Here is a 23496-nt window from a genome sequence, read left to right on the forward strand (position 1 = left end):
ACCCCGCCTCCCGTCACCACTCGATCGGCAGCTCCTCCGGCCCGAGGATCGCGTGCCCCGCCTTCCAGCGCACCTCGTCGGCGGGTACCGCGAGCCGCAGATTGGGCAGTTCGCGCAGGAGCAACCCGATCGCGGTCCGCACCTCCAACGCACCCAGGTGCGCTCCGACGCAGAAGTGCGGGCCGTACCCGAAGGAGAGGTGCGGATTGGGGTCGCGGTCGAAGTCCATCCGCTCCGGGTCCGGGAAGACCCGTGGATCCCGGTTGGCGGCGTCGTGCGAGGGGATCACGACGTCCCCTGCGGTGAGCCGCGCACCGCTGGGCAGCTCCACGTCGGCCAGCGCCCGGCGCGGCATGTCGTCGGCGTTCGTGGTGGAGTGCAGCCGTTCCAGCTCGGTGATCGCGGAATCCAGCTTCCCGGGATGGTCGAAGAGGTACTCCCAGCCGGAGGCGTACCCCTGGTACGGACGCGTCCGGAGCACGTACAGGAAGGTGGCGATGGAGCTGGCGGCGGTCTCCCAGCCCCCCACCACCAGCGAGACCGGCAGCTTGATCTGGACGTCCACCGGCTGGTCGGCGGCGGTCTCGGCGATCCGCGTCAGCAGGTCGCCGGCCGGGCAGCCCCGGCGTCGCTCGATCTGCCCCCACAGGTATCCGCCCATCTCCTCGGCAGCGCGGGCAGCCTCGTCGCGGGTCAGATCGCTGTCGGCCAGGAACATGTCACCCCAGCGGCGGAACTGCGCCCGGCCCTGCTGCGGGAGGCCGAGCAGATCGCATACGACGTGCAGGGTGAACGGGATGGCGAAGTCCCGGAGCAGGTCGGCCCGCCCGTCCCGGCCCCGCAGGGTGGCGAGCTGGGCAGCCGCCTCGGCCTCGATCCGGCCGCGCAGCCCGGCCACCGCCGGGCGGGTGAAGAGGTCCTTGACCGTGCCCCGGACCCGGGCGTGCTCGACCCCGTCCATCCCGAGCATCGTCCCGGTCACGTCGACCGGATCGGCCGCCCTGGCAGCGGACCGGGAGAAGACGTCCTGCCGCCGCAGCACCTCCCGCACGTCCGCGTACCGGCAGATCAGCAGGGCCGGGACGGACTCGCCGCAGACCTGCCGGACCACCCGCCCCCCCCCGGAGCCGGTGGCCGCGAACCGCCCGTAGTTGGGGTGCTTGTCCGGGCCGGGCGGCCGGTTCACTCCGTCGGCGTCGACATGGAACGGGTGACGGAGGCGGATACCGGCCTCCGGGTCGGCGACGGTCATCGGTGTCGTACCCCTCTCGGAGCGTGCCTCGACAGTGACAGCCGGTAGCACCGGTCGGCTGGACACAAAGATCGCATCGATGGATACCGAAGGCAACATCGAAGACCACCGAAGCCGACCGCCGCTCCCGGCCGGCGGAGGCGACGTGGCGGTCGAGCCGCCGGGCGGCGCGCCCGAGGCGGCATCACCATCCCTTCTCACCGGAGCGACCTCGAATTCCCGGGCGTAGCCCCGGACGACGTGCGATGATCGCGCACCGCGAGCCGGGCCACTGGTCGACGAGCACGGGAGGACGGTATGGAGTTCGAGGTACGCCGAATCGGGCCGGAGCTGACCGCCGAGGCGGCTGCCGTGCTCGCCGACGCCTTCGACGACTACCCCTGGACGGCCTGGACGGTGGCGGCGGACCGGCACCGGGAGCGGCTGGAGGCGATGTTCGCCCAGACCGTCGACGCGGTCGGACTGCCCTACGGTGACGTCTGGGCGGCGCTGGGGTCCGACGGCCGACCGGCCGCAGTGGCGGTCTGGCTGCGACCGGACCGGCCCGTCCCGGACGAGGTCTGGGCCGGTGTGGCGGCCCGGGGCGCCGAGCTGGCCGGTGACCGACACCCGGCGATGCTCGCCGCCGACGCCACCTGCGCGCCGCTGCGGTCGGCCGAGCCGGCCGTCCTGCTGGCCACCGTCGGCGTACGCCGGGCCGACCAGGGACGGGGGCTGGGCGGCCGGGTGTTGCGGCCCGGCCTGGCGGAGGCGGACCGCGCTCGCCTGCCGACCGTGCTGGAGACGTCGTCGGCGCAGAACGTGCGGTTCTACCAGCGGCTCGGTTTCGCGGTGACGGGACAGGTGCAGGTGCCCGACACCGACCTGGAACCCGACCGAGACCGGCACTGAAACGGGAAGCGGAACGCCCGGTGCGATCCTCGCGGACCGACCGGGCGTTCGCGCTGTTCACGAGCGGTGGCGGCGGGATTTGAACCCGCGGAGGGCGTAAACCCTCACACGCTTTCGAGGTCTGCGATCCGGTGTACAGCTACCGCCACCCCCGTACGTGACCAGGGCTTCTCCTCCCCTGCGGCCCCTCGCGAACGGCCCCGTACGCCGACGAATGAGACCACGACTGAGACCACCCATCTACCGAGCGCTCCCGGCACGCTTTCTCGCCGAGACGAAGTGGTCAGGCCCGGCTGTCCTTGATCGGACAGCGCCGGTAGCGCTCTAGGTGTCATAGCACTCGCCTAGAGTCAAGCAGCCTCCCTTGTGGAGAACAGTGAGCTTGTCAGTGGCGGACGAGGAGAGTCCTAGTGCTTGACCCAGGGATGGCCGAGATCATCACCGGCGCGGCTGGAAGCCTCGTCGCCTACTCGCTGAACGGCCAGGTCGACGCCGTGCGCGGTTGGGTGGGAAAGATCTTCAAGGCCGGGAGCAAGGAAGAGCAGTCTCTTTCCCTGCGCTCTGTGGAGAGCGACGCTATTGCGCTTTCACGAGGCCAAGCGAACGAAGCGGACGTCAAGGCGCGATGGGCAATTCTTTTGGCTTCTCATGTAGCGGAACATCCCGAGGCTCTTCAAGTCATCAATGACCTGGCCTCTCGATCCAGCGAATCGGGGGCAATGGTCATTGGGGTGCAAAGAAATGAAGGGTCGGGCATATTTATTGGCCGCGACATGAGTGGCAATATTGGCGAGTTCGACCGAAAGTAATGACGATATCCGAATTCCCGCCCGACGAGAGTGAAGCGTCCGCATTTGTTGTGCAGCGGAATGAGCGTGACGGCATTTTCGTCGGGCGAGATATGCATGGAAATATCATTCAGCACCTCGATGACACGACAAAGGAGGTTTTAAGGAGGCTTTCAAAAGAGGCGCCTGCGTTAGCTGCTTTGCTTCAGAAGGCATTGCGGGACGGGGTGGTTTCTCCCGAAGTGGTGTACGCGCTTGAAGTCGCGGCGCGTAACATCAACGAGGACGTCGCTTACATGCTCTCTGACGCGAGCCGGAAGATCAATGAAGACGTTGCCTGGATGTTCCTAGAAGCGGCTAAAGACCTAGGCACGGCTGCCGACACTGGCACTCAGGGCCTAAGTCAGGTGACCTCAAGAGTGGAAACCGTGGTAGCTAGCCTGCAGGAAGCGTCTGACGGCCTGCAGAAGGGGCTCGGCTCGTACCGTGACCATGAAGTATTCGATCAACTCGACGCGAGAATTAGTGAAATCATGGCACAGGCGGACCGCATCAAGGGAGTGGTGTCTCCACCTCCGGCGCAAATTGTCGTAAACTGGAAACCAACCTTCTGGGCCTTTCTGTGGGGTTTGGTGGCGGGAATGGTGTTGATGGTGGTCCTCAGTCAGCGCTAATGCTCGCCGACCAGCGTGCAAGGGATTTCGCTCAGTCCGATTACCTGGTTGGGGCCGATGAACCGACGTGCAACCAGTAGGCCCGCATCGTGTGCCGCTGGCCCAGCATGACTGGCTGATGCATCGGCTATAAGCCATGGGGTAAGGTTCCGCTCAAAGGCGTCGACCGCACCCTTTAGCACGCAACTCTCTGTTGCGATGCCACAGAAATAGAATTCCTTCCAGCCTCGCTGCTCGAACATTTTGATGCCGTCTATCGTGAACGGGCTGTAGATGGTCTTGTCGAGTACGGCTCCGCGTTCGGCGTAGCACTGCAGTTCTGAAATGATGTCAGTTTCGGGCGGTGACTGCAGGCGTCGCCATCCGAAGAAACGTTCGAACGGGCTGTCTGGATAGTTCAAATACCGAGTAAATAGAGTGTCACCACCGGCAGCCTGCCAGCGGTGGACGAGGTCCACAACAATAGGTACGACATGCGCCGACTGCTCTCGAACGAATCCATTCTGCATGTCGGTTACTACCAGGACCGGTCGATCCGCCGTCATTACCTCAACCTCGTCCCGTCTCGCGGAGGGTTTCAATGGCTTGCTCTAGTGCTGGCATGAGGTCGCTTGTTCTCAAGATCGCTCGACGCATCGCTTGATGTTGGCCGGTTTCTCGTGGTCGAGAAGTCGTCAACCGCGAGCGGACGCCCCGCAGGTATCGCCAACCATACTCCGGGGGCACCTCTGGATCCGAGCCCTGCTCGATCTGACGGGTTATTGCATCGGTGAAGGCCCACATGGATTGCACCGCGAGTTCGCAAGCGACAAGCTCGGGCTCCATCAGGGACCGCCCTGCCGCGATCGGGTGATACACGACGCCAGACCATGAGGCGTATCCCGACGAGATGCCGCGTACGCCGAAGGATTCGATGCCGCCGTGGTCGTATGCCTCGGAGAGTAGCGACTGCTCGATCAGCTCGGCGTGGGCCAGGTGCTCATCGTCCATCGGGCGGTCACGGTGTAGCAGCACCGAGGGCGTCGCCATGATGCGTAACGCGGGCTCGACCAGCTCGACCGGCCAGGCTGGCTCGGTCAGCCAGTGTGCCCCGAAGACGTACAGCGCGGTTTCGTCGATGCTGGACACGAAACGGGCGAGATAGTCGGCTGCCCACTTGATGTTGTCGCCGTACGACACCTTTCGCCAGAACGCGAGAGACGCGATGGTCGACAACTGCATGGTCTCGACCAGGTGGAAGACGACCGACCCGCACGGCCAGACGTAGAGGGTGCATTCGCCCTCCGGGTGCTCGACGGGAGCGGAGGAGCAGGTGTACCACTGATCCTCGGCCGGGGTGCATCCGGCGTTGTCCTGGATCAGGGCTGCGCCTTCAGCACCGACGAACGCCGGCACGAACTTGTGTGACCGCACGGAGAAGTGTGGGCGTTCCTCGGTTCCGCTGGTCAGCTCCCCGAACAGGTCATGTGGCTTCGCGTCGTACGCCAGGCAGTAGAGCTGCCGGTAGATCGCGTCGGTGACGGCCACCCGCCCGGTCTCGTGCCGGTACATCGCTTTCTCGATGGCCTCGACGGTCGGCGTCTCCCGGATGCCCTGCTGTAGGCCGAGGCGGTGCAGCTCCCGCGCCGCGCGCTTCCGTGACTCCCAGCCGGCCGCCTTCCGGCGGTTGACCAGCACGAGATTGGGCTTGAACTGCCGGGGGACCTCAGTGGACATGCCCCGTGTCCTTCGTGTCCGTGCGTAGGACCTGCCCGTAACGCCGATTCACGGGCAGTCTCATTGGCAGGCGAGCAAGGTGCCGCCGCAGACCTGAGCCGAGGACAGGAGGCACCAGATGATCCGACCTAACTGGCGGGGGTGCCTCGGCGCGGCCTCTCGGCCTGCCACTTCCGGATGGTCTGCGGCTGCCACGCCGGCGACCGGCCGAACATCCGGTCGGGCGCGGGAGCCTGGCCGCGCGACACGTAGGAAGCCCAGGTCGCGCGGCTGATCGGGGCACCTACCGACGCCAGGTAGGTCCGTACGTGCTCGGTGGTCCACCAGTCGGTGGGGAGATCAGCAGCGGTCATCAGTACAAGCCTACGCGGTAAGGGTGCTTGCGCGAGTACAACGTCACGCTGTAGCGTCCGAATACAACGCCAAGTTGTAGCCGGCCGGATGGCCCGGGGAACGGTGGCACGTCGTTGCCGCACGCCCATGGGACGCCGGATCAGGTCGTTCGTTCTCAACTCCACAGCGACTGGAACCAACGCGCGTCGATCGCCGAGCGGCGATTCACGCGCATCTACAGCACCACCTCGGGCGGCAGTTTCGGCCGCACCCGAGGAAATCCCTTCTACATCCACTCACCCCGGAGGTTCCCTTGCGGAAGCGCCTTGTTCCCTTCGCCATCGAGCCGACCGCCGCCGACCTGGCGGCGATCGAGGTCGAATGGCCGCTGATCGCGGCCGAGCTGGACCTGCTCGACGCCGAGATCACCCTGCTCAACGCCGTCGACCACGGCGGCCCATCCCCGCTGGACTGGCGACGCGTCCGCCGCGCCGCCGCCCGCGTCACCCGCACCGCCGCCGACCTCGGCCGGCACACCCCGGTCACGTCGCGTCACGCGGCCTGATGTCCCGCATTCGCGCCGCCTACCACGACCCGGACGGGTCGCGGTACGGCATCCCCACCTACTGGTGGCACGGCGCACCACCCGGCTACGCCACCCGCCGCCAACTCCGCGCCACCGGCCTACGCCCCGGTGGTCAACCAGTGGCCGCGCAGATCCTCTGGCGCGGCATCGGCGGCACCCGGACCGCCTACCTGTACCGGGTCGACCTGGCCCGCCCCAAGCGCACCGCCACCCCCGCCCAACTGGGCGCCGTCCGCGCGGCGCTGACGGCCCGTAAGACGTGCCCGACGTGCCGCACGGTGCGCCCGTACGTGATCCCGCGCTCGCTCGGCGAGTGCACCCTCTGCGCCTACGGAGACACCCCATGACCCTGCTGTTGTTGCTGCTGATCCTGCTCGGCGGCCCGGCCGTGATGCTCGCCCCGTTCGCCATCGGCCACGCCCTGAACAAGCCCGCACCGAGGATGAAGGAGACCCTGCGATGACCGACCGCAAGAGCTACCGCGCGGTGATGGCTGAGCTGCTGTTACTCGCCGCCCCGACCGCTATCCGTGTGCATAGCGACGGCAGTTCCATGGCCTTCACGTTCGCCACGGTCGCGGAACTGCGTGCCTGGCTCGACGCCGCCGGCCTGAACACGCCCGACCTGCTCGTCGCCGAGCGGGAGCGCACCGACCACGAGGGCCGCTCGGTTCGGTCGATGAACGCCTACCCGACGTGGCACGGCTGGGAGATCTACGCCGACGCCGTCGAGCCCGTCGACCTGCCGCCGATGGACCAGGCGACGGTGACCGCGCTGACCGGTCTGGCGGTGGCCTGATGACCGCTCCCACGATCAACGGCACCCGTTACCCGCAGCCGGTGGAAGACCTGCTGCCGGCAGCCCGCAAGCTCACCCACGAGTTGGGTGGTCTGCCGTCGCGGAACCGGTTGATGAAGCGGTTCCGGATCGGGTCGGAGAAGGCCAACGAACTGCTGACCCTGCTGCGCGAGGAACGCGACCAGCAGGCCCGGTCGGACCGGATGCATGCCGCTCTGGTGGTCCGGGGCAGTCTCGCCGACCGTCCGACGCTGTTCCCGGTCGACCCCGCCCCGACCGTCGACACCACCGAGGCGGACCCGGCCACCGTCGACCGGACCGAGCAGCCCGCACCGGACCCGCCCCCCACCCCGGAGGCCGTCGCGCCGGTGGTGGCTGTCGCCCCGGTCGAGCCGTCGGAGCAGGTCACGCCGGTCGAAGGCCCGGTCACGAAGATCGGTCCGAAGCCGTCCCGCCGGGCGGTGGTGTGGCCCGTGATCCTGCTCGCCCTGCCGGCGTTCGTCGCGATCTGGGGCGGCTGGGTCGGGCTCGGGAAGCTGACCGGGTTCGGGAAGGTGAACCTGCTGCCCGGTATCGGGTCTGGGTGGGTCATCGACACCGCCATCACCCTCCCGATCGGCGTGGAGACGTACGGGGCGTTCGCCCTCTACGTGTGGCTGTCCGGACGGGTCCCGGTCCGGGCGGCCCGGTTCGCCAAGTGGTCCGCCCTCGGTTCCCTCGCGATCGGCGCACTCGGACAGGTCGCCTATCACCTGCTAATCGCTGCCGGGGTCACCGCGGCCCCGTGGTGGATCACGACCCTCGTGGCGTGCCTACCGGTGGCCGTGCTCGGCATGGGCGCGGCCCTCGCGCACCTGGCGCACGCCGATCAGTAGCTCTGCCCGGCGGCACGGCCCTATGGCCTGGAAACCCGCGCCGTGCCGCCGGCCCTCCACCCACCAGCAATAGGAAGGCGAGACCTTCGATGGTGCCAGACACCACGTTCCTGACGACAGAGTTGACCACCGTCCGCGCCGAACTCGTCCGCGTGGACGCGAAAGCCTCCACCCTGCTCACCATCGCCGGCACCGCCCTCACCGTCGGCCTGGCCGTGCTCGCCCGTGCTGGTCTACCCGGTCCCGCCCTGGCCGTCGGCGCGGTGACTGTCGCCGTGATCGGCGTGGCGGTCGGGCTGCTGGCCTGCGCGGTGCGGCCGTCGCTCGGCGGCAATCACGGGCTGGTCCGCTACGCCACCGCCGCACCGGGTGACCTGATGACCGACGCCACCATGCGACCGCTCGACCTGGCCGCGTACCGGGCGCACGAGCTGGTGTGGCTGTCCGCCGCCACCCTCGCCAAGTACCGGCGGGTCCGCGCCGCCGTCGACCTGCTGCTAGTCGGGCTGGTGGGCACCGCCGCCACCGCGCTGCTCGCGCTGATCCTCGGTTGACCGGTTCCCCGGCCGTGCCCGTCGACCCGCTCACCGGGCCGATGGGTGCGGGGGCCGACCGGCCCACCCACCGCTTTGCGCCGGGCGCGGCTGCGCCTAGGAAACGACCCGCGCCCGGCCCTCCCGTGAAGGAGAACCATCAGCATGGCAGGCAACCACGATCAGCGTGGCATCTTCACCGGTGCCGACGCCCTCACCGACAACGTCGCGCTTTCGCACTGGTTCAACGAGACCCGCCGCATCCTGCACGCCGCCGCCGTCGAGTTGGGCGTGACCGCTTCCGAGTTGGACGCCCGGCTGCGTGCCGTGTCCGGCGGGGTGGTCATCGGTGGGTTGACCGGTAGGGCGCGTGCCCGCCAGGTCGCCAAGCCCATCACCCACGCCTCCGACGCCCTCGTTGTCGCGTCGCAGTACATCGTCACGGCGTCGACCCGCTTCGAGGCCGTCTACCTCCCCGAACTGGAGGCCGTCGGCCACCGGCCCCGGAAGGCTGACTTCCGGTTCACCGATGGGGGTGGCCGATGAAGCGGCCCCGCTCCAACCGAATGCCCCGCAACGGCGGTCTACCGCCGATGTCCTACAGCGTCGACCTCCGCTCGGCCGCCCTGCCCTACATCGTCTGCCCCGCCGGGTGCGCGCTCGCCTGGCCGGCTGCCGCCGCGTCGCACCACTGGTGGGGGTCGAACCCGTGGGCCGCTGCCGGCATCACCGCCGCTGGTGGTGGGCTGACCGCGCTCACGTGGGCGGCTGGCCGTGCCCGTGGGGTGATCCGGCAGCGGGTCGCGACCCTGCTCACCGCCGGAGGGTCGGCGTGGGCGTTGGGCGCCACCATCGGCGCACCCTGGGAACGCCCCTGGCTGGACCTGTGGGCCGGCGGCACCGTCGCCGCGTCCGTCGCGGTCGCGGTCATGCGGCTGATGGCCAAGGCCAACCCCGACGAACAGCCCACCACCGCCACCACCGGGGGCGGACTCGCCGAGGCCGTCGCCGCCCTGCGGGACGCCCGGATCGGACGGCCGAAGGTCGACGGCGCGAAGGTCAAAGCCACCATCACGATGCCGCCCGGCGAGACGCTGTCGGAGGTGGAAGGCTCCCGCGAATCGATCGCCTCCGCCCTCGACGTCGCCCCGTCGGCGGTGCGGGTCCACCGCGACCCCGACAGCGTCCGCACCGGGCGGATCGAGGTGGTGCCGGTCGACCAGCTCCGCGACACCATCGAGTGGGCCGGCCCGTCCGCCCCCGGCCGTTCCGTGGGGGACGCCCCGTTGCGGTTCGGGATCGCCGAGGACGGAGAGCAGGTCGCGCTGTGGTTGACCGGCCGGCCCGGCGTCCGCCCCGCCACCCACGTCCGCGCGACCGGCATGACCGGATCCGGCAAGACCGAATGGGCCTTGGTCGTGATGACCGACTACCTGACCCGCTCCGACGGCGCGCTGGTGGTGGTCGACACCGTCAAGCGCGACCAGACCGTCAAGCCGGTCAAGGACGGCCTTGCCCTGCTGGTCACCGAGGACGAACACGCTGAGGCGTTCTTCGACGTCCTCGCCGAGAAGGTCATCCCCGCCCGCACCGAGGCATTGGGTCGGGAAGACCTGACGGAGTGGATGCCGGGCTGTTCGCTGTCGCACCTAATGGTGTGGGTGGAGGAATCCGCCGCCTGGTCCGGCCATCCGGCTCTCGTGCAGGTCGCCGAACGCGCCCGCTCGGCCGGCATCTCCCTCGTCCTGTCGCAGCAGCGGTGGACGCACGACCGCGCGCCAACGTCACTGCGTTCGCAGTTCGCCACAAACGTCTGCTTCGGCATCGACAGCCGCGACGACCCGACCCTTGCCCTGTCCGCCGAGACGGTCGACGCCGGAGCGGCACCCGAGTCCTGGGGTAGCGCCAAGCCGGGCTACCTGTACATCGAGTCGCCCGGCATCCCCACCGCCCGGTGGCCGATCCCCTGCCGGTCGGAACTCGCCCACCGCGGCGACCTGGCCGCCGCCGTCGCCGGCTGGGCCACCGTGCGGCAGCAGCTCGACCCCGTCACGGCCAAGGCCCTGGCCCCCGTCATGCCCACCGACACCGCCAAGCCCTCACCCGGCCCCCGCCCTGCGCCGGCCGCCGAGGGCGACGCAGAGCAGGAGGTACCCGCGATGGCTACCCGCCCCGGCGTCAACCCCACCGACCCGCCCGACGACGTCGACCCCTCCAAGGAACTCGACACCACCCCGACGCCGCGCCGGTTCACCCTCGCCCTGCCCAAGCCGACCAGCCCCGAACAGGCCCGCACGATCCTGCGGGAGCACATCACCGCGCTCGCCGACCAGGGACAGACCGAGGTACGACCGGCCGACCTGGGCGACGTGCTCGCCGCGACCGGCTACACCGCCAAGTGGCTCTCCAAGGCCCTCGCCGAACTCACCGCCGGTAACCAACCCCTGCTGATGGCCGTCAACCGCAACGGCCGCTACCGCATCCTCCGCACCGCCTAACCAGCGTCCTTTGGGGGCCGTGGAATCCACGTGGAATCCACACCGATTCCACGGCCCCCACCTAGACAAACCCGCCGTGGAATCCACGTGGAATCCACGGCCACCCGACCCTGCCCCGGAACGGAGCCAACCCGTGAACACCGCCACCATCGCCCTGATCACGCTCGCCCTTGGCACCATCCTCGGCATCACCCTCGGTATACCGCTCGGCCGTCGCTTCGAGCGCGTCGCGTGGCACGCCGACGCCGCCCTAGCCCGCGCCCGCGTCACCGGCTGGCTTCTCCGCGACCTCACCGGACTCGCCGGCACCGCCACCCTCGTGATCGCCGTCGCCGGCTTCGTCGTGTGGGCGCTGATCACCCACCGCCGCTGACCCGAAGAGCAGAGCGGCGCGCTCCGCGCGCTCACCCCCTGGTGGCCTGCCGCCGCCCGGCGCTGGCCACCGCCCGCCACACCGGGAAGGAGCGACCCGGCCGATGACTCCGCCTGGCACCCGGTGCGGGCACTGGATCGGCGTTGACCGGCGCTACTGCCACAACCCCGACCGGGTCCGCCGCTACATCCAAGGCCCCCGCTGCCCCGACCACACCCCGGCCGCGCTCGCCGGCCGACCCGAACCCAACCCGCTCCCCATCCACGCACCGGACAGGAGCCCCATGCCCGACCCGTCTCCACTGCTCGCCGCCGCCCTCGACTACGCCGCCCGAAGGTGGCCGGTATTCATGCTCGGCCGGTCCAAGCGACCCGTCGCCAACTGCACGTCCTGCGCTGACGCCGACCCCGCCCACGACCGGGAAGCCTGCCCCTGCCTGACCTGCCACGGCTTCTACGCCGCCACCACCAACCCCGACCGAATCGCCGCGATCCTCGACGCCGTGCCCACCGGGCAACTTGCCCTACGCACCGGTGCCGCCTCCGGCACGGTGGTGGTCGACGTCGACCCCGCCCACGGCGGGCGCGACACCATGAACGACCTGATCGGCCGTGGCCTGCTACCGCGCACCACGTACGTGGCGACCGGGTCCGGTGGTCTGCACCTGTACTACCAGCATCCCGGCGGCACGGTGCAGTGCAGCCAGGGCAAGCCCGGCCAAGGGCTCGGCCCCGGCATCGACGTGAAGGCCGATGGCGGGTACGTCGTGCTCCCGCCGTCAGTGCACCCGCGCACCGGCCGCCCCTACCGGTGGGCACCGGGCAGGGCGATGGAGGAGATGCCCCCCGCGCTGCTTGACGCCTGCCGACCGGCCCCGCCGGCACCGACCCCGGCCACGCCACACGAACCGACCAGCACCCGCCCGGTGGGGGGCATCTCCCATCCTGATCGGCTTCTTGCCTCGCACCTGCAAGCGGTCGCTGACGCCCCCGAGGGCAGCCGCCGCACGACCCTCTACGGCGCGGCCCGTGGCGTGGCCCGCATGGTCGCCGCCGACGCGATCAGCCACGACGACGCCATAACCGCCCTCATCACCGCCGGACGTCGGGCGGAGCAAACCGACCGGGACATCCGTGCCGCCATTCGTGGTGGCTTCCGCGCCGAAGGACTCGCCGCATGAACCCACCGACCAACACCACCGGCCAGCCCCACAACGGCGCAACCATCCTCGACGCCCTGCACGACTGCCTCACCAAGTACGTCATCCTGCCCTCACCCGAAGCCGTCGACGCCGTCGCGCTGTGGATCGCCGCGACCCACGCCCAAGCCGCGTGGGCGCACGCGCCCCGTCTCGTGATCCGGGCACCCGAAAAGCGGTGCGGGAAATCCCGCCTGCTCGACGTGGTCGAAGGCTGCTGCCACGACCCGCTGATCACTGTCAACGCCTCACCCGCCGCCGTCTACCGGGCCATCGGCACCGGCCACCCACCCACCCTGCTCGTAGACGAAGCCGACACCATCTTCGGCGGCAAGAACGCCGACGCCAACGAAGACCTACGCGGCCTGCTCAACGCCGGACACCAACGCAACCGACCCGCCATCCGGTGGGACGCCGGCACGCAGAAGCTGGAGAAGATCCCCACCTTCGCCATGGCGGCACTCGCCGGCATCGGCGCGATGCCCGACACTATCGAAGACCGCGCCGTCGTGATCCGGATGCGCCGCCGGGCACCGGGGGAGACCGTCGCCCCGTACCGGCACCGCCGCGACGGCCCCGCCCTGCGCGCCGTCGCTCAGCAACTCGCCGGATGGCTCGGCGCGAACCTCGCCACCCTCGAAGCCGCGGAACCACCCATGCCGGTCGAGGACCGCGCCGCCGACACGTGGGAACCCCTGGTGGCCGTCGCCGACCTGGCCGGGGGAACCTGGCCGGCACGTGCCCGGCACGCCGTCACGATCCTCACCGCTGAAGCCGACGAGTCGGCGAACGTGTCGACCCGTATCCGGCTGCTCGCTGACATCCGTACCGCGTTCACTGCCCTCGGCGACCCGCCCGCCGTCGCCACCACCCAACTTCTCAAGGTGCTCAACGACGACGACGAAGCGCCCTGGGCCGGCTCCGGCCCGGCAGGGCTCACCGGCAAGAAGCTCGGCGACCTGCTCCGCGAGTTCGGAATCACCTCCGGCAACGTCCGCTTCCCCGTCGGCCAGGCCAAGGGCTACACCCGAGACGCCTTCACCGACGCCTGGACCCGCTACTGCCCACCGCCGACGGCACCCCCAACCGTCCCAAGCGTCCCAACCTCGTTTCCGCAGGTCAGCCCTGGGACGCATTGCACCCCTGGGACGGATCAAACCGTCCCGGCCACCCGCACCGACACCGCCCCTGGGACGGATCGAAGCGTCCCAGCACACCAATCCGTCCCGGCCCTGAGCAGGAAAAACGAGCTTGGGACGGATGGGACGGATACCCCTGCCCAACCCGCCATCCGCCAACTCAGCGCCACCGGGAGGAAGCCGTGACCACCGCCGATCACCGACTCGTGCTGACCATCGAGGAAGCCGCCCACCGACTCGGCATCGGCCGCACCACCATGTACGCCCTCATCAAGAACGGCGACATCCGCACCGTCACTATCGGCCGCCTCCGGCGTGTCCCCGTCCGCTGCCTCGACGACTACGTGAGCAGCCTGCTCGACCAGCCCCTCACCCCGGCCGCCTGAGGAGATCAGCAACCTTGGCACGCAAACCCAACGGCGCTTCCAGCATCTACAAGGGCAGTGACGGAAGCTGGCACGGCCGGGTCACCGTCGGCGTCCAGGACGACGGCAAGCCGGACCGGCGGCACGTCCGTGGCAAGACCGAAGCGGTGGTCACCAAGAAGGTTCGCCAGCTTGAACGGGAGCGCGACAACGGCACCGTCCGGAAGCCGGGCCAGCGCTGGACGGTCAAGACCTGGCTGACCCACTGGGTCGAGAACATCGCCGCGCCGTCAGTGCGAGAGAACACCATCGCCGGCTACCGGGTGGCCGTGTACCGGCACCTCGTCCCCGGTATCGGCGCGCACCGGCTCGACCGCCTGGAGCCGGAGCACCTGGAACGCTTCTACGTCCGGATGCAGGAGAAGGGAAGCGCAGCGGCTACCGCCCACCAGGCGCACCGGACCATCCGTACGGCGCTCAACGAGGCGGTACGGCGCGGCCACCTGTCGCGTAATCCGGCGACGCTGGCTAAGCCGCCCCGCCTCAATGACGACGAGATCGAGCCGTACACCGTCGAAGAGGTGCGCCGCCTGCTCGCCGCGACCCGAGGGCGACGGAACAGCGCGCGGTGGGCGGTGGCCCTGGCCCTCGGTCTGCGCCAGGGCGAAGCGCTCGGGCTCAAGTGGGCCGATGTCGACCTCGACGCCGGAGCGCTGGTCGTTCGGCGCGGCCGACAACGCCCCCGGTGGCGGCACGGGTGCACCGAGCCCTGCGGACGGAAGTTCGGAGGGCACTGCCCCGATCGGCAGCCGACCCGCGCCGAGACTGCGGAGACCAAGTCGCGCGCCGGTCGCCGAACCATCGGCCTGCCCGACGAACTGGTGGAGCTGCTCCGGCGGCACCGCCGGGAGCAGGAGGAGGAACGCGCCACCGCCGCCCAGCTCTGGACCGACGGAGGATGGCTATTCGCCACCCCGACCGGCGAACCAGTCAACCCGCGCACCGACTACGACGAGTGGAAGCGGCTGCTCAATCTGGCCGGGCTGCGCGACGGCCGACTACACGACGCCCGGCACACCGCCGCCACGGTGCTGCTGATCCTCGGCGTCGCGGAACGGGCGGTGATGGGCATCATGGGCTGGTCGAACTCGGCGATGGCAACCCGCTATCAGCACCTCACCGGACAGGTACGCCGAGACATCGCGAAGCGGGTCGGCGGTCTGCTCTGGGACGGCCCGACCGAGCGTGACGACCAGGGCGACGCACCGGGCCGAACGGAGGCGAACGGCACCGGCCAGAACGCCAACTGAGACCAGAACTGAGACCACAAGCGGAACGCCCGGTGCGATCCTCGCGGACCGACCGGGCGTTCTCGCTGTTCACGAGCGGTGGCGGCGGGATTTGAACCCGCGGAGGGCGTAAACCCTCACACGCTTTCGAGGCGTGCTCCTTAGGCCACTCGGACACGCCACCGCCGAGAAGGGTACAGGACCAGCGGCCCGGACGCCGAACCGGCATGCCCCCGGACGGCCTGGCAGGATCCCTGTCATGAGTGTGCACATCGGCGCGAAGCCGGGAGAGATCGCCGAACGGGTCCTGCTGCCGGGCGACCCGCTGCGGGCCAAGTGGATCGCGGAGACCTACCTCGAGGACGCCACGTGCTACTCGACGGTCCGGGGCATGCTGGGCTTCACCGGCCGCTGGAACGGCGTCAAGGTGTCTGTCCAGGGCTCCGGCATGGGCATGCCGTCGGCCTCGATCTACGCCCACGAACTGATCAACGAGTACGGCGTCCGGTCGCTGATCCGGATCGGCTCCTGCGGCGCGCTCAGCGAGGACCTGAAGCTGCGGGACGTGATCGCCGCGAACGGGTCGGCCACCGACTCGAACATGAACCGGGTCCGCTTCGACGGGCTGATCGACTACGCCCCGGTCGCCGACTTCGGGCTGCTGCGTGCCTCGGTCGAGAACGCCGAGCGGCGTGGCGTACCGATGCGGGTCGGGCCGGTGCTGGCGGCGGACGCCTTCTACACCGACCGACCGGACCTCTACGACCGGCTCGCCGACTACGGCGTCCTGGCGGTGGAGATGGAGTCGGCGGCGCTCTACACCATCGCCGCCCGGTTCAAGGCCCGCGCCCTCACCGTGCTGACCGTCAGCGACCACATCAAGACCGGCGAGAAGACCAGCTCCGCCGAGCGGGAGCAGACCTTCTCCCAGATGGTCGAGATCGCCCTGGACACGATCGTCGCCTGACTGCCTCGTGTGGTTGCAGGGGGCCCTTCCTACCCAGAATCCGGTAACAAGGGTGCCCTGCTACCACGCGACGCAGCGCGCCCCCCTCAGCGGAAGAAGGCGCGCAGCAGGGCGGCGGACTCCGTCTCGAGGACGCCGCCGTACACCTCGGGACGGTGGTTGAGCCGGCGGTCGCGCAGCACGTCCCAGAGCGAGCCGGCCGCCCCGGTCTTCGGCTCCCAGGCCCCGAACACCACCGTCGACACCCGGGCCAGCACCAGCGCGCCCGCGCACATCGTGCAGGGTTCCAGGGTCACCACCAGCGTGCAGCCGTCCAGTCGCCAGCGCCCGAGCCGCTGCGCCCCCCGACGCAGGGCCAGCACCTCGGCGTGCGCGGTCGGGTCGCCGGTCAGTTCCCGCTCGTTGCGCCCGACGGCCACCTCGGCCCCGTCCGGCCCGTAGAGCACCGCACCGACCGGAACGTCGTCCGGGCCGGCGGGAGTCGCGGTCGGGGTGTCCGGGCCGGTGACGGCGACCGTCAGGGCGCGGCGCATCCACAGCTCGTGCCGCTGCCGCCGGCCGACCCCGCCCGGGTCCGCCAGCCCCTCCTCCGGCCCCGGTCCGATCCGACCGACGTACCCGGGGGTGGGCTGGCCCGGCCGGACGGTCTCCAGCGCGGGATCGGTGACATCGGCTGGCCCACCGGCCGAGCCAGGCAGGGGGTCGCCCGCACGCAGGGAGTCGGCGGGACTCGGGGAGTCGCCGGGGAGAGGTGGCCCACCGGCGTCAGGAGGTGACCCGTTCACACCTCGCGCAGCTCCTCGACCTCGTCGAAGCAGCCGAGCACCTGGCACACCTCGGCGGTGACGTCGGCGGGGAGCATGCCCTCCCGGGTGCAGAGGGCGATCAACCGCTGCGCGGGGATACCCAGGTCGGCGAGGAGGTCGGCGTCCCCGACCGGATCGGCCTCGGGGTCGACCGCCGGCTGGTCGGTCTCCGCGCCACCGCCGGCCGTCCGCCGTACGTCGCCGACGTCGTCCAGGTCGGGTGCCTTGAGGTCGCCGACCAGCACCGACCCGAGCCGGGACTCCTCGGCGTACGCCGAGTCGGAGCCGAAGACCCTCAGGTCCTCCCCCTCGTCCAGGCGCAGCACCACCAGGTACGCGTCGTCGGCCTCGACGAAGAGCAGGGACAGGCCGGCGTCGGGCTCGACGTCCCGGAGGCGCTCGGCCACCTCGTCGAGATCCGTGACACCCCGAAGGTTCACCTCGGCGGCGGTCCAGCCGTCCGAGTCCCGTACCGCGGCCGCGGCGAAGTACGACACTGTCCCCCCTGACTACCCGGCACCGGGTGCCGACCTGTTACGCGTGCACGGTAGCCGGTCGCGTCGGCGGGCGGCCGGTCAACGCCCCGATGAGGCGGTCAATCCCTCGGGAAAGTCGAGTCGGGCCGGTCCAGCCGGCGACCCGACGGCGGGCGGCGGTTGTCAGCCGACGACCCGACGGCGGGCGACAGGTCAGCCGGTGACCCGACGGCGGATGGCGATGAGCTGGCGCAACTGCTCCCTGCGTACCCGCTGCGGTCGCTCCTGCTGGCGGACCGCTCTGGCCCCGGCGAGTTCCGCGAGGAGCTGCAGGCGACGGCGGCTGCGGTCGGGGTCGAGCCGCGGAGTGGTCCAGGCCATACCGCCGAGGGTGGACCAGCCCTGTCGCATACGTCAAGGCGCGCTTCGGTGCGCAGCGGCGCGGCCACGCACTGCTCAACCAGAACGACCCCTCACCAGAGCGGCCAGTTCCCGCTGCCGGCCCAGCGCGCCACCACCATGGCCGCGGCGATGCTCCAGCCACCGGCGGTGACGATCGCCACGCCGGTGCCGACGCCCCGGTCACCGAAGCGGACCAGCACCAGGGCGACGGCCCAGGCCGCCACGCCGGCGCCCACCGTCCACCAGGCGTAGCCGCGCAGGTCCCCGCCGAGCAGGCCGAAGAGGAGCAGCCATGCCGCGGTGACCGCGCCGCCGGTGGCGACGCCACCCGCAGTGATCGGGTGCGGCTCGCGGTAGGTCGGGCGCACGGGGCGTCCGGAGGGAAAGAGGCCCGACGGGGTACGCCCCACCGGGTACCCCACGCCCGGCGGGGGCGGCGGTCCGGGTTGCCAGGTCATCAGCGTCTCCTCCTCCCCGGGCCCGGCGGCCCCTCCCCCACCGTAGTGGTCTGTCAGGATGGTCGGGTGCTGCCGCGACTGATCGGGTGTGGGCCCACGCGGCCGGTCCTGCTGCTGCTCGTACCGCTGCTGGTGGCCGGGTGTGCGACCACCCGGCCGGGGGCGGCTCCGCCGACGTCCGCGCCGGCCGGGTCGTGGTCGCCGACCGGGCCCGCCACGCCGGCGCAGCCGGAGGCGACCGGGTCGCCGAGCGCCCGTCCCGCGCCGTCGCGCACCGGCCTGCGGTACGTCTTCCCGGTACGGTCGCGCAAGGTCGGCTACCACCCGACCCACTCGGCGTACCCGGGCACGGACATCTTCGCCGACTGCGGCGAGCCGGTGGTCGCGGTGACCGACGGCGAGATCCTCGAGGTGAGCCGGGTGGACCGCTTCGACCCGAAGGGGCCGAGGGGGCCGTACAACGGCGGGCTCTCCGTCTCGCTGCTCGGCGACGACGGCGTGCGGTACTACGGCTCCCACCTGAGCGTGGTGGCCGACGGGGTGGACGCGGGGGTCCGCGTCCGGGCCGGGCAGCAGCTCGGTCTGGTGGGACGGACGGGTAACGCGAACAACGTCTGTCACCTGCACTTCGGCATCTCGCCGCCCTGCCCGGACCGGGACGGTTGGTGGATCCGGCGGGGCGTGGTCTGGCCGGCGCGCTATCTCGACGCCTGGCGGCGTGGGGTGGACCGGGAGCCCGCCGCCGAGGTGCGCGCCTGGCACCGCAAGCACGGCTGCCCATCCGCCCCCACCTCGGCGAACTGACCCTCCACTCAGGTTTTAACCGGACGGACACATTGACGACTGTTGCCGTGTCGGCTACCGTCCGAGCGAGAGAGCGCTCTCACGGCACGCTTTCCCCCCGTTTCTGGCAAGCACGTCACAAGCCGGCCAAACCGGCGCCGGGCGTGCGATGGAGGCCCGATGAAACCTCCCGTCCCCCACCGCCCACTGGTGCTGGCCGCCGCGACAGCCCTGGCCGTCCTCGTCGGCGGCCTGGCTGTCAGCGTCACCACCCCCGCCGAGGCCGCAACCGTCGGCCGGGGCAGCTACACCACCGATCCGGTCGGCCCCCTGCCCGCCGGCTGTGGGCAGATGTCCACCAACCCCCGCCAGTTCGTCACCACCAACGCCCCCACCGGCCCGGTGCCCACCAACGACTGGTGGTCGTCGCTGCTGTGGAAGAAGACCAACTGCGCGTTCAGCGAGCCGCTGCACGCACACCCGATCTCGTTCAACACGCTCATAGACGGCCTCGGCTTCTCGGCCACCTCCACCCCCACCATCACCGGCACCGCGACCGGCGTCGGCGAGTTCAAGTACCCGTATCAGGAGGACATCCGGGTCGGGGTCGCCGGGCTCGCCGCACCGAACGTCAAGGTCGACGGCTGGACCGACTGGACGGTCAGCCCGTACTGGACCGACGGCGCGCGCACCCTGCGGGCCACCATCGGCCACGGCCTGCCCTTCGCCTACCTCCAGACCGGCGGCGGTGACGCGGTGGTCAACGTGACCGGCGGCAGCCCCACCGTCTGGTCGCACAGCGGCGGCACCATCGGCTTCACCGTCCGCGGCCACGACTACGTCGCGTACGCCCCGACCGGTGCGACCTGGACGGTCAGCGGCACCCGCATCTCGTCCAACCTGGCCGGCCGGGGCTACTTCTCGCTCGCCCTGCTGCCGCAGACCTCCGACTCGACGGCCCGTGCCTCGCTGGCCGCCACCTACGGCCAGGTCGCGCACGCCCACGTCACCGGCACCCGTGTCTCCTACACGTACGACCAGGCCACCAGCACGGTCCGGACGACGTACGCCTTCACCACCACCGCCCGCGAGGGCAGCGCCAACCGCACCGTGGTCAGCCTCTACCCGCACCACTGGAAGTCGCTGACCGGGTCCACCCCGATCGCCCAGACCTACCCGTCGGCCCGGGGCCGGATGAGGGTGCTCACCGGCGTCACCCAGTTCCAGACCTCGATGCGCTTCCAGGGGGTGCTGCCCGAACTGCCCGCCGTCGCCACCGGCAGCGGCACGGACCTGACCACCCTGCGCAACCACCTCGCCGCCGTCCGGGCGAACCCGATGGACCGGCGCGGCAACGACACCTACTGGACCGGCAAGGGCCTCGGCCGGGCCGCCCGGATCGCCGAGATCGCCGACCTGGTCGGCGACACGGAGACCCGCACCGCCGCGCTGAACGCCATCCGCTCCACCCTCACCGACTGGTTCACCGCCTCGACGGGCAAGACCGAGCGGGTCTTCTACTACGACCGGAACTGGGGCACGCTGATCGGCTACCCGGCGTCGTACGGATCCGACCAGGAACTCAACGACCACCACTTCCACTACGGGTACTACATAGCCGCCGCCGCAACGCTGGCCAAGTTCGACCCGACCTGGGCCCGCGACGACCAGTACGGCGGCATGGTCGACCTGCTGATCCGGGACGCCAACAACTACGTGCGCAGCGACACCCGCTTCCCGTACCTGCGTGACTTCGACATCTACGCCGGCCACGACTGGGCCTCCGGGCACGGCTCGTTCGCCTCCGGCAACAACCAGGAGTCCTCGTCGGAGGGCATGAACTTCGCCAACGCGCTGATCCAGTGGGGTCAGGCCACCGGCGACGCGGCCGTCCGGGACGCCGGCATCTGGATGTACACCACCCAGGCGGCGGCGATCAACGAGTACTGGTTCGACGTGGACAACGAGAACTTCCCCGCCGCGTTCGGCCACTCCACGGTCGGCATGGTGTGGGGCGACGGCGGCGCGTACGCCACCTGGTTCAGCGCCGATCCGGAGATGATCCAGGGCATCAACATGCTGCCGGTCACCGGTGGCCACCTGTACATGGGTTACCGGCCCGCGTACAACTCGACGAACTACGCGGAACTGGTCCGCAACAACGGCGGCGAGCCGACGGTGTGGCAGGACATCCTGTGGCAGTTCCTCGCCCTCGGCGACCCGGACGCGGCCCTGGCCAAGCTCCGCGCCAATCCCGGCTACACCCCCGAGGAGGGCGAGAGCCGGGCGCACACCTTCCACTGGGTACGCAACCTCGCCGCGCTGGGCAACGTCGACCGGGCGGTGACGGCGGACCACCCGCTGGCGGCGGTGTTCGTCCGTAACGGTGCCCGCACCTACGTGGCGAGCAACATCACGTCGTCGCCGATCACCGTCCGGTTCTCGAACGGGACCAGCCTCGCGGTGCCGGCGGGCAAGACGGCCACCACCGGGGCGTACACCTGGAGCGGTGGCAACGCGGGCGGCGGGGCGGACCCGAGCCCCACGCCGACCACGACGCCCACCGCGACGCCCACGGCCACCCCGACCCCGACCGGCGCGCCCGACTCCCCGATCCGCTACCTGCTCGCCGGGGGCGGTCTCGCGGGTGCCGGCACCTCGGCCACCGCCACGGTGGCCGCCGCCAACGGCAACTACGACGGCCGGCCGAACAACGCCCTGGTCTTCACCGCGACCGGCCTCGACCTCACCTACCAGAGTGGCACCGGCAGCTTCGACCTCTTCCTCGACGCCGGCTCGGCGGTCGGCAACGGCGTGCAACTGCGCGCCTCGTACGACCTGACCGGTGACGGCACCTGGGACCGGGTGGAGACCTACCGCTACTTCGCCACCGACCCGGTCCCCGGGTACGAGCACTACACCCAGAACCAGGGCCTCCTGACGGCCACCGGCGCGCACGGCAACCTGCGCAACGGCACCGTCAAGCTGGAGGTCTGGTCGGCCATCGGCAACAGCCCGACCACCCTCGGCGTGGGCAACCAGTCGGTCCTCCGGCTTCCCCACGCCTGACCCGCCTCCACCGAGCGGGGGCCGTCGTGGTCCGCAACCCACGACGGCCCCCGCCGGCGTCGTACGGAAGATCCTGGCCGCGAGTCGGCCGGGGAAGCGGCGGAACGCGGGACGGGGGCGTAGGTTCGACCACGTGAGCCGGGATCCCGTCGCCGACCTGCGCCGCATCGCGTTCCTGCTGGAACGGGCGAACGAGGCCACCTACCGGGTACGCGCGTTCCGTTCCGCGGCCACCACCCTCGCCGCGCTGCCGACCGGGGAGCTGACCGAGCGGGCCCGCACCGGGAAGCTCACCGAGCTGACCGGGGTCGGTGACGTCACGGCCCGCTGCGTGGTCGAGTCGCTGGCCGGCGAGGAGCCGGTCTACCTGCGCCGGCTGGCCGCCACCGAGGGCACCGACCTGGACGCGGCCGCCACCGACCTGCGTACGGCGTTGCGCGGCGACTGTCACACCCACTCCGACTGGTCCGACGGCGGGTCGCCGATCGAGGAGATGACCCTCGCCGCGGTCGAGCTGGGCCACGAGTACCTGGTGCTGACCGATCACTCGCCCCGGCTGAAGGTGGCACGGGGGCTGACCGCCGACCGGCTGCGCCGTCAACTCGACCACGTGGCGCAACTCAACGACGCGCTGCCGGAGGGGTTCCGCGTCCTCACCGGGATCGAGGTGGACATCCTCGCCGACGGCTCGCTCGACCAGTCCGAGGAACTGCTGGCCCGGCTGGACGTCGTGGTCGGCTCGGTGCACAGCGGCCTGAACGACGACCGGGCGAGGATGACCCGGCGGATGCTCACCGCCGTCGCCAACCCGCACCTGGACATCCTCGGTCACTGCACCGGGCGGATGGTGTCGTCCCGTCCGGCCGGAGTGAAGGGTCCGGGCGACCGGGCGCACCGGCCGCGGACCCGGGCGGAGAGCGACTTCGACGCCGACGCCGTCTTCGCCGCCTGTGCCGAACACGGCAAGGCCGTCGAGATCAACTCACGGCCGGAACGGCAGGACCCGCCGAAACGCCTGATCCGGCGTGCCCTGGAGGCCGGCTGCGTCTTCGCGGTGAACACCGACGCGCACGCCCCGGGCCAGCTCGACTGGCAGCGGTTCGGCTGCGAACGGGCCGCCCGGTGCGGGGTGACCGTCGACCGGGTGGTGAACACCCGGTCGGCCGACGAGCTGATCGCCTGGGCACGGAGCCACGGCGACGCCTAGGAGGTTCGCGGTGGCCCGCC

General features: G+C 70.6%; 27 protein-coding genes and 2 tRNA genes. 19 read left to right on the plus strand and 10 right to left on the minus strand.

Annotation, left to right across the window (positions count from 1 at the left end; genetic code table 11):
- Nucleotides 1–13: 13 nt before the first annotated feature.
- A complete protein-coding gene (locus GA0074694_RS05225; protein WP_091453276.1) occupies nucleotides 14–1252 on the minus strand; it encodes a cytochrome P450 in 1239 nt (412 codons plus the stop codon).
- A 297-nt stretch (nucleotides 1253–1549) separates the two neighbouring features.
- Here GA0074694_RS05225 and GA0074694_RS05230 point away from each other — a divergent pair, with 297 nt between their 5' ends.
- Nucleotides 1550–2143, plus strand: coding sequence for a GNAT family N-acetyltransferase (locus tag GA0074694_RS05230; protein ID WP_091453278.1), 594 nt, complete (start codon nucleotides 1550–1552; stop codon nucleotides 2141–2143).
- A 64-nt stretch (nucleotides 2144–2207) separates the two neighbouring features.
- Here the strand turns inward: GA0074694_RS05230 and GA0074694_RS31445 are convergent.
- A tRNA-OTHER gene (locus GA0074694_RS31445) sits at nucleotides 2208–2293 on the minus strand.
- Between the two features lie 275 nt (nucleotides 2294–2568).
- Here GA0074694_RS31445 and GA0074694_RS30700 point away from each other — a divergent pair.
- Nucleotides 2569–2952 (plus strand): hypothetical protein, encoded by a 384-nt coding sequence (locus GA0074694_RS30700; protein WP_141713974.1) that lies wholly within the window; start codon nucleotides 2569–2571, stop codon nucleotides 2950–2952.
- On the plus strand, nucleotides 2952–3605 hold the full coding sequence (locus GA0074694_RS05235; RefSeq protein WP_141713975.1) for a hypothetical protein: 654 nt from the start codon (nucleotides 2952–2954) through the stop codon (nucleotides 3603–3605). Before GA0074694_RS30700 ends, GA0074694_RS05235 begins: the two co-directional genes overlap by 1 nt.
- Here GA0074694_RS05235 and GA0074694_RS05240 read toward each other — a convergent pair.
- The 3 genes from GA0074694_RS05240 to GA0074694_RS05250 form a co-directional block, all read right to left on the minus strand.
- Entirely contained in the window at nucleotides 3602–4150 is a 549-nt protein-coding gene (locus tag GA0074694_RS05240) for a cysteine hydrolase family protein (protein ID WP_091453284.1), read from the minus strand. The two genes, GA0074694_RS05235 and GA0074694_RS05240, sit on opposite strands and share 4 nt — an antisense overlap.
- Before the next feature lie 4 nt (nucleotides 4151–4154).
- Nucleotides 4155–5321, minus strand: coding sequence for a hypothetical protein (locus tag GA0074694_RS05245; RefSeq protein ID WP_091453286.1), 1167 nt, complete (start codon nucleotides 5319–5321; stop codon nucleotides 4155–4157).
- Between the two features lie 128 nt (nucleotides 5322–5449).
- On the minus strand, nucleotides 5450–5674 hold the full coding sequence (locus GA0074694_RS05250; protein ID WP_091453290.1) for a helix-turn-helix transcriptional regulator: 225 nt from the start codon (nucleotides 5672–5674) through the stop codon (nucleotides 5450–5452).
- Between the two features lie 293 nt (nucleotides 5675–5967).
- Here GA0074694_RS05250 and GA0074694_RS05255 point away from each other — a divergent pair, with 293 nt between their 5' ends.
- The 12 genes from GA0074694_RS05255 (at nucleotide 5968) to GA0074694_RS05310 (ending at nucleotide 15329) form a co-directional block, all read left to right on the plus strand.
- Nucleotides 5968–6219 carry a DUF6284 family protein gene (locus tag GA0074694_RS05255; protein ID WP_091453293.1) on the plus strand — a complete coding sequence of 84 codons (252 nt, stop codon included), beginning with the start codon at nucleotides 5968–5970 and terminating at the stop codon, nucleotides 6217–6219.
- Nucleotides 6219–6587 carry an RRQRL motif-containing zinc-binding protein gene (locus GA0074694_RS05260; protein ID WP_091453297.1) on the plus strand — a complete coding sequence of 123 codons (369 nt, stop codon included), beginning with the start codon at nucleotides 6219–6221 and terminating at the stop codon, nucleotides 6585–6587. The genes GA0074694_RS05255 and GA0074694_RS05260 overlap by 1 nt, the downstream gene beginning before the upstream one ends.
- 112 nt (nucleotides 6588–6699) lie before the next feature.
- Nucleotides 6700–7038, plus strand: coding sequence for a hypothetical protein (locus tag GA0074694_RS05265; protein WP_245714543.1), 339 nt, complete (start codon nucleotides 6700–6702; stop codon nucleotides 7036–7038).
- Entirely contained in the window at nucleotides 7038–7913 is an 876-nt protein-coding gene (locus GA0074694_RS05270; protein ID WP_091453300.1) for an ABC transporter permease, read from the plus strand. Before GA0074694_RS05265 ends, GA0074694_RS05270 begins: the two co-directional genes overlap by 1 nt.
- 89 nt (nucleotides 7914–8002) lie before the next feature.
- Nucleotides 8003–8467, plus strand: coding sequence for a Pycsar system effector family protein (locus GA0074694_RS05275; protein ID WP_091453303.1), 465 nt, complete (start codon nucleotides 8003–8005; stop codon nucleotides 8465–8467).
- A 144-nt stretch (nucleotides 8468–8611) separates the two neighbouring features.
- On the plus strand, nucleotides 8612–8992 hold the full coding sequence (locus tag GA0074694_RS05280) for a hypothetical protein (protein WP_091453307.1): 381 nt from the start codon (nucleotides 8612–8614) through the stop codon (nucleotides 8990–8992).
- Nucleotides 8989–10944 (plus strand): FtsK/SpoIIIE domain-containing protein, encoded by a 1956-nt coding sequence (locus GA0074694_RS05285; protein ID WP_245714544.1) that lies wholly within the window; start codon nucleotides 8989–8991, stop codon nucleotides 10942–10944. Before GA0074694_RS05280 ends, GA0074694_RS05285 begins: the two co-directional genes overlap by 4 nt.
- Nucleotides 10945–11077: 133 nt before the next feature.
- Nucleotides 11078–11317 carry a hypothetical protein gene (locus GA0074694_RS05290; RefSeq protein ID WP_091453310.1) on the plus strand — a complete coding sequence of 80 codons (240 nt, stop codon included), beginning with the start codon at nucleotides 11078–11080 and terminating at the stop codon, nucleotides 11315–11317.
- A gap of 283 nt (nucleotides 11318–11600) precedes the next feature.
- Complete coding sequence (locus tag GA0074694_RS05295; protein ID WP_091458680.1) at nucleotides 11601–12497, plus strand: bifunctional DNA primase/polymerase; 897 nt, start codon at nucleotides 11601–11603, stop codon at nucleotides 12495–12497.
- Nucleotides 12494–13840, plus strand: a complete 1347-nt coding sequence (locus tag GA0074694_RS05300) for a DUF3631 domain-containing protein (protein WP_091453313.1) — start codon at nucleotides 12494–12496, stop codon at nucleotides 13838–13840. Before GA0074694_RS05295 ends, GA0074694_RS05300 begins: the two co-directional genes overlap by 4 nt.
- Complete coding sequence (locus GA0074694_RS05305) at nucleotides 13837–14040, plus strand: helix-turn-helix domain-containing protein (protein ID WP_091453317.1); 204 nt, start codon at nucleotides 13837–13839, stop codon at nucleotides 14038–14040. Before GA0074694_RS05300 ends, GA0074694_RS05305 begins: the two co-directional genes overlap by 4 nt.
- Nucleotides 14041–14054: 14 nt before the next feature.
- Nucleotides 14055–15329 (plus strand): tyrosine-type recombinase/integrase, encoded by a 1275-nt coding sequence (locus GA0074694_RS05310; RefSeq protein ID WP_091453320.1) that lies wholly within the window; start codon nucleotides 14055–14057, stop codon nucleotides 15327–15329.
- Nucleotides 15330–15405: 76 nt separating this feature from the next.
- Here the strand turns inward: GA0074694_RS05310 and GA0074694_RS05315 are convergent.
- A tRNA-Ser gene (locus GA0074694_RS05315) sits at nucleotides 15406–15492 on the minus strand.
- A gap of 75 nt (nucleotides 15493–15567) precedes the next feature.
- On the opposite strand from GA0074694_RS05315, the gene deoD reads away from it, so the two are divergent.
- On the plus strand, nucleotides 15568–16275 hold the full coding sequence (gene deoD, locus GA0074694_RS05320) for a purine-nucleoside phosphorylase (protein WP_091453324.1): 708 nt from the start codon (nucleotides 15568–15570) through the stop codon (nucleotides 16273–16275).
- Between the two features lie 86 nt (nucleotides 16276–16361).
- Here the strand turns inward: deoD and GA0074694_RS05325 are convergent, their stop codons facing one another.
- The 4 genes from GA0074694_RS05325 to GA0074694_RS05340 form a co-directional block, all read right to left on the minus strand.
- Nucleotides 16362–16808, minus strand: coding sequence for a nucleoside deaminase (locus GA0074694_RS05325; protein ID WP_091458684.1), 447 nt, complete (start codon nucleotides 16806–16808; stop codon nucleotides 16362–16364).
- Nucleotides 16809–17056: 248 nt separating this feature from the next.
- Nucleotides 17057–17578, minus strand: a complete 522-nt coding sequence (locus GA0074694_RS05330) for a tRNA adenosine deaminase-associated protein (RefSeq protein WP_091453327.1) — start codon at nucleotides 17576–17578, stop codon at nucleotides 17057–17059.
- 192 nt (nucleotides 17579–17770) lie between these two features.
- Nucleotides 17771–17938 carry a hypothetical protein gene (locus tag GA0074694_RS31450; RefSeq protein ID WP_176737787.1) on the minus strand — a complete coding sequence of 56 codons (168 nt, stop codon included), beginning with the start codon at nucleotides 17936–17938 and terminating at the stop codon, nucleotides 17771–17773.
- A gap of 92 nt (nucleotides 17939–18030) precedes the next feature.
- Complete coding sequence (locus tag GA0074694_RS05340; protein WP_176737788.1) at nucleotides 18031–18417, minus strand: hypothetical protein; 387 nt, start codon at nucleotides 18415–18417, stop codon at nucleotides 18031–18033.
- A gap of 66 nt (nucleotides 18418–18483) precedes the next feature.
- On the opposite strand from GA0074694_RS05340, the gene GA0074694_RS05345 reads away from it, so the two are divergent.
- The 3 genes from GA0074694_RS05345 (at nucleotide 18484) to GA0074694_RS05355 (ending at nucleotide 23476) form a co-directional block, all read left to right on the plus strand.
- Nucleotides 18484–19221 (plus strand): M23 family metallopeptidase, encoded by a 738-nt coding sequence (locus tag GA0074694_RS05345; RefSeq protein ID WP_091453336.1) that lies wholly within the window; start codon nucleotides 18484–18486, stop codon nucleotides 19219–19221.
- A gap of 159 nt (nucleotides 19222–19380) precedes the next feature.
- On the plus strand, nucleotides 19381–22269 hold the full coding sequence (locus GA0074694_RS05350; RefSeq protein WP_091453339.1) for a glycosyl hydrolase: 2889 nt from the start codon (nucleotides 19381–19383) through the stop codon (nucleotides 22267–22269).
- A gap of 133 nt (nucleotides 22270–22402) precedes the next feature.
- Nucleotides 22403–23476, plus strand: coding sequence for a PHP domain-containing protein (locus tag GA0074694_RS05355; RefSeq protein ID WP_091453342.1), 1074 nt, complete (start codon nucleotides 22403–22405; stop codon nucleotides 23474–23476).
- The last annotated feature ends 20 nt before the right edge of the window (nucleotides 23477–23496 follow it).

The sequence above is a fragment of the Micromonospora inyonensis genome, assembly GCF_900091415.1.
Taxonomy (GTDB): Bacteria; Actinomycetota; Actinomycetes; order Mycobacteriales; family Micromonosporaceae; genus Micromonospora; species Micromonospora inyonensis.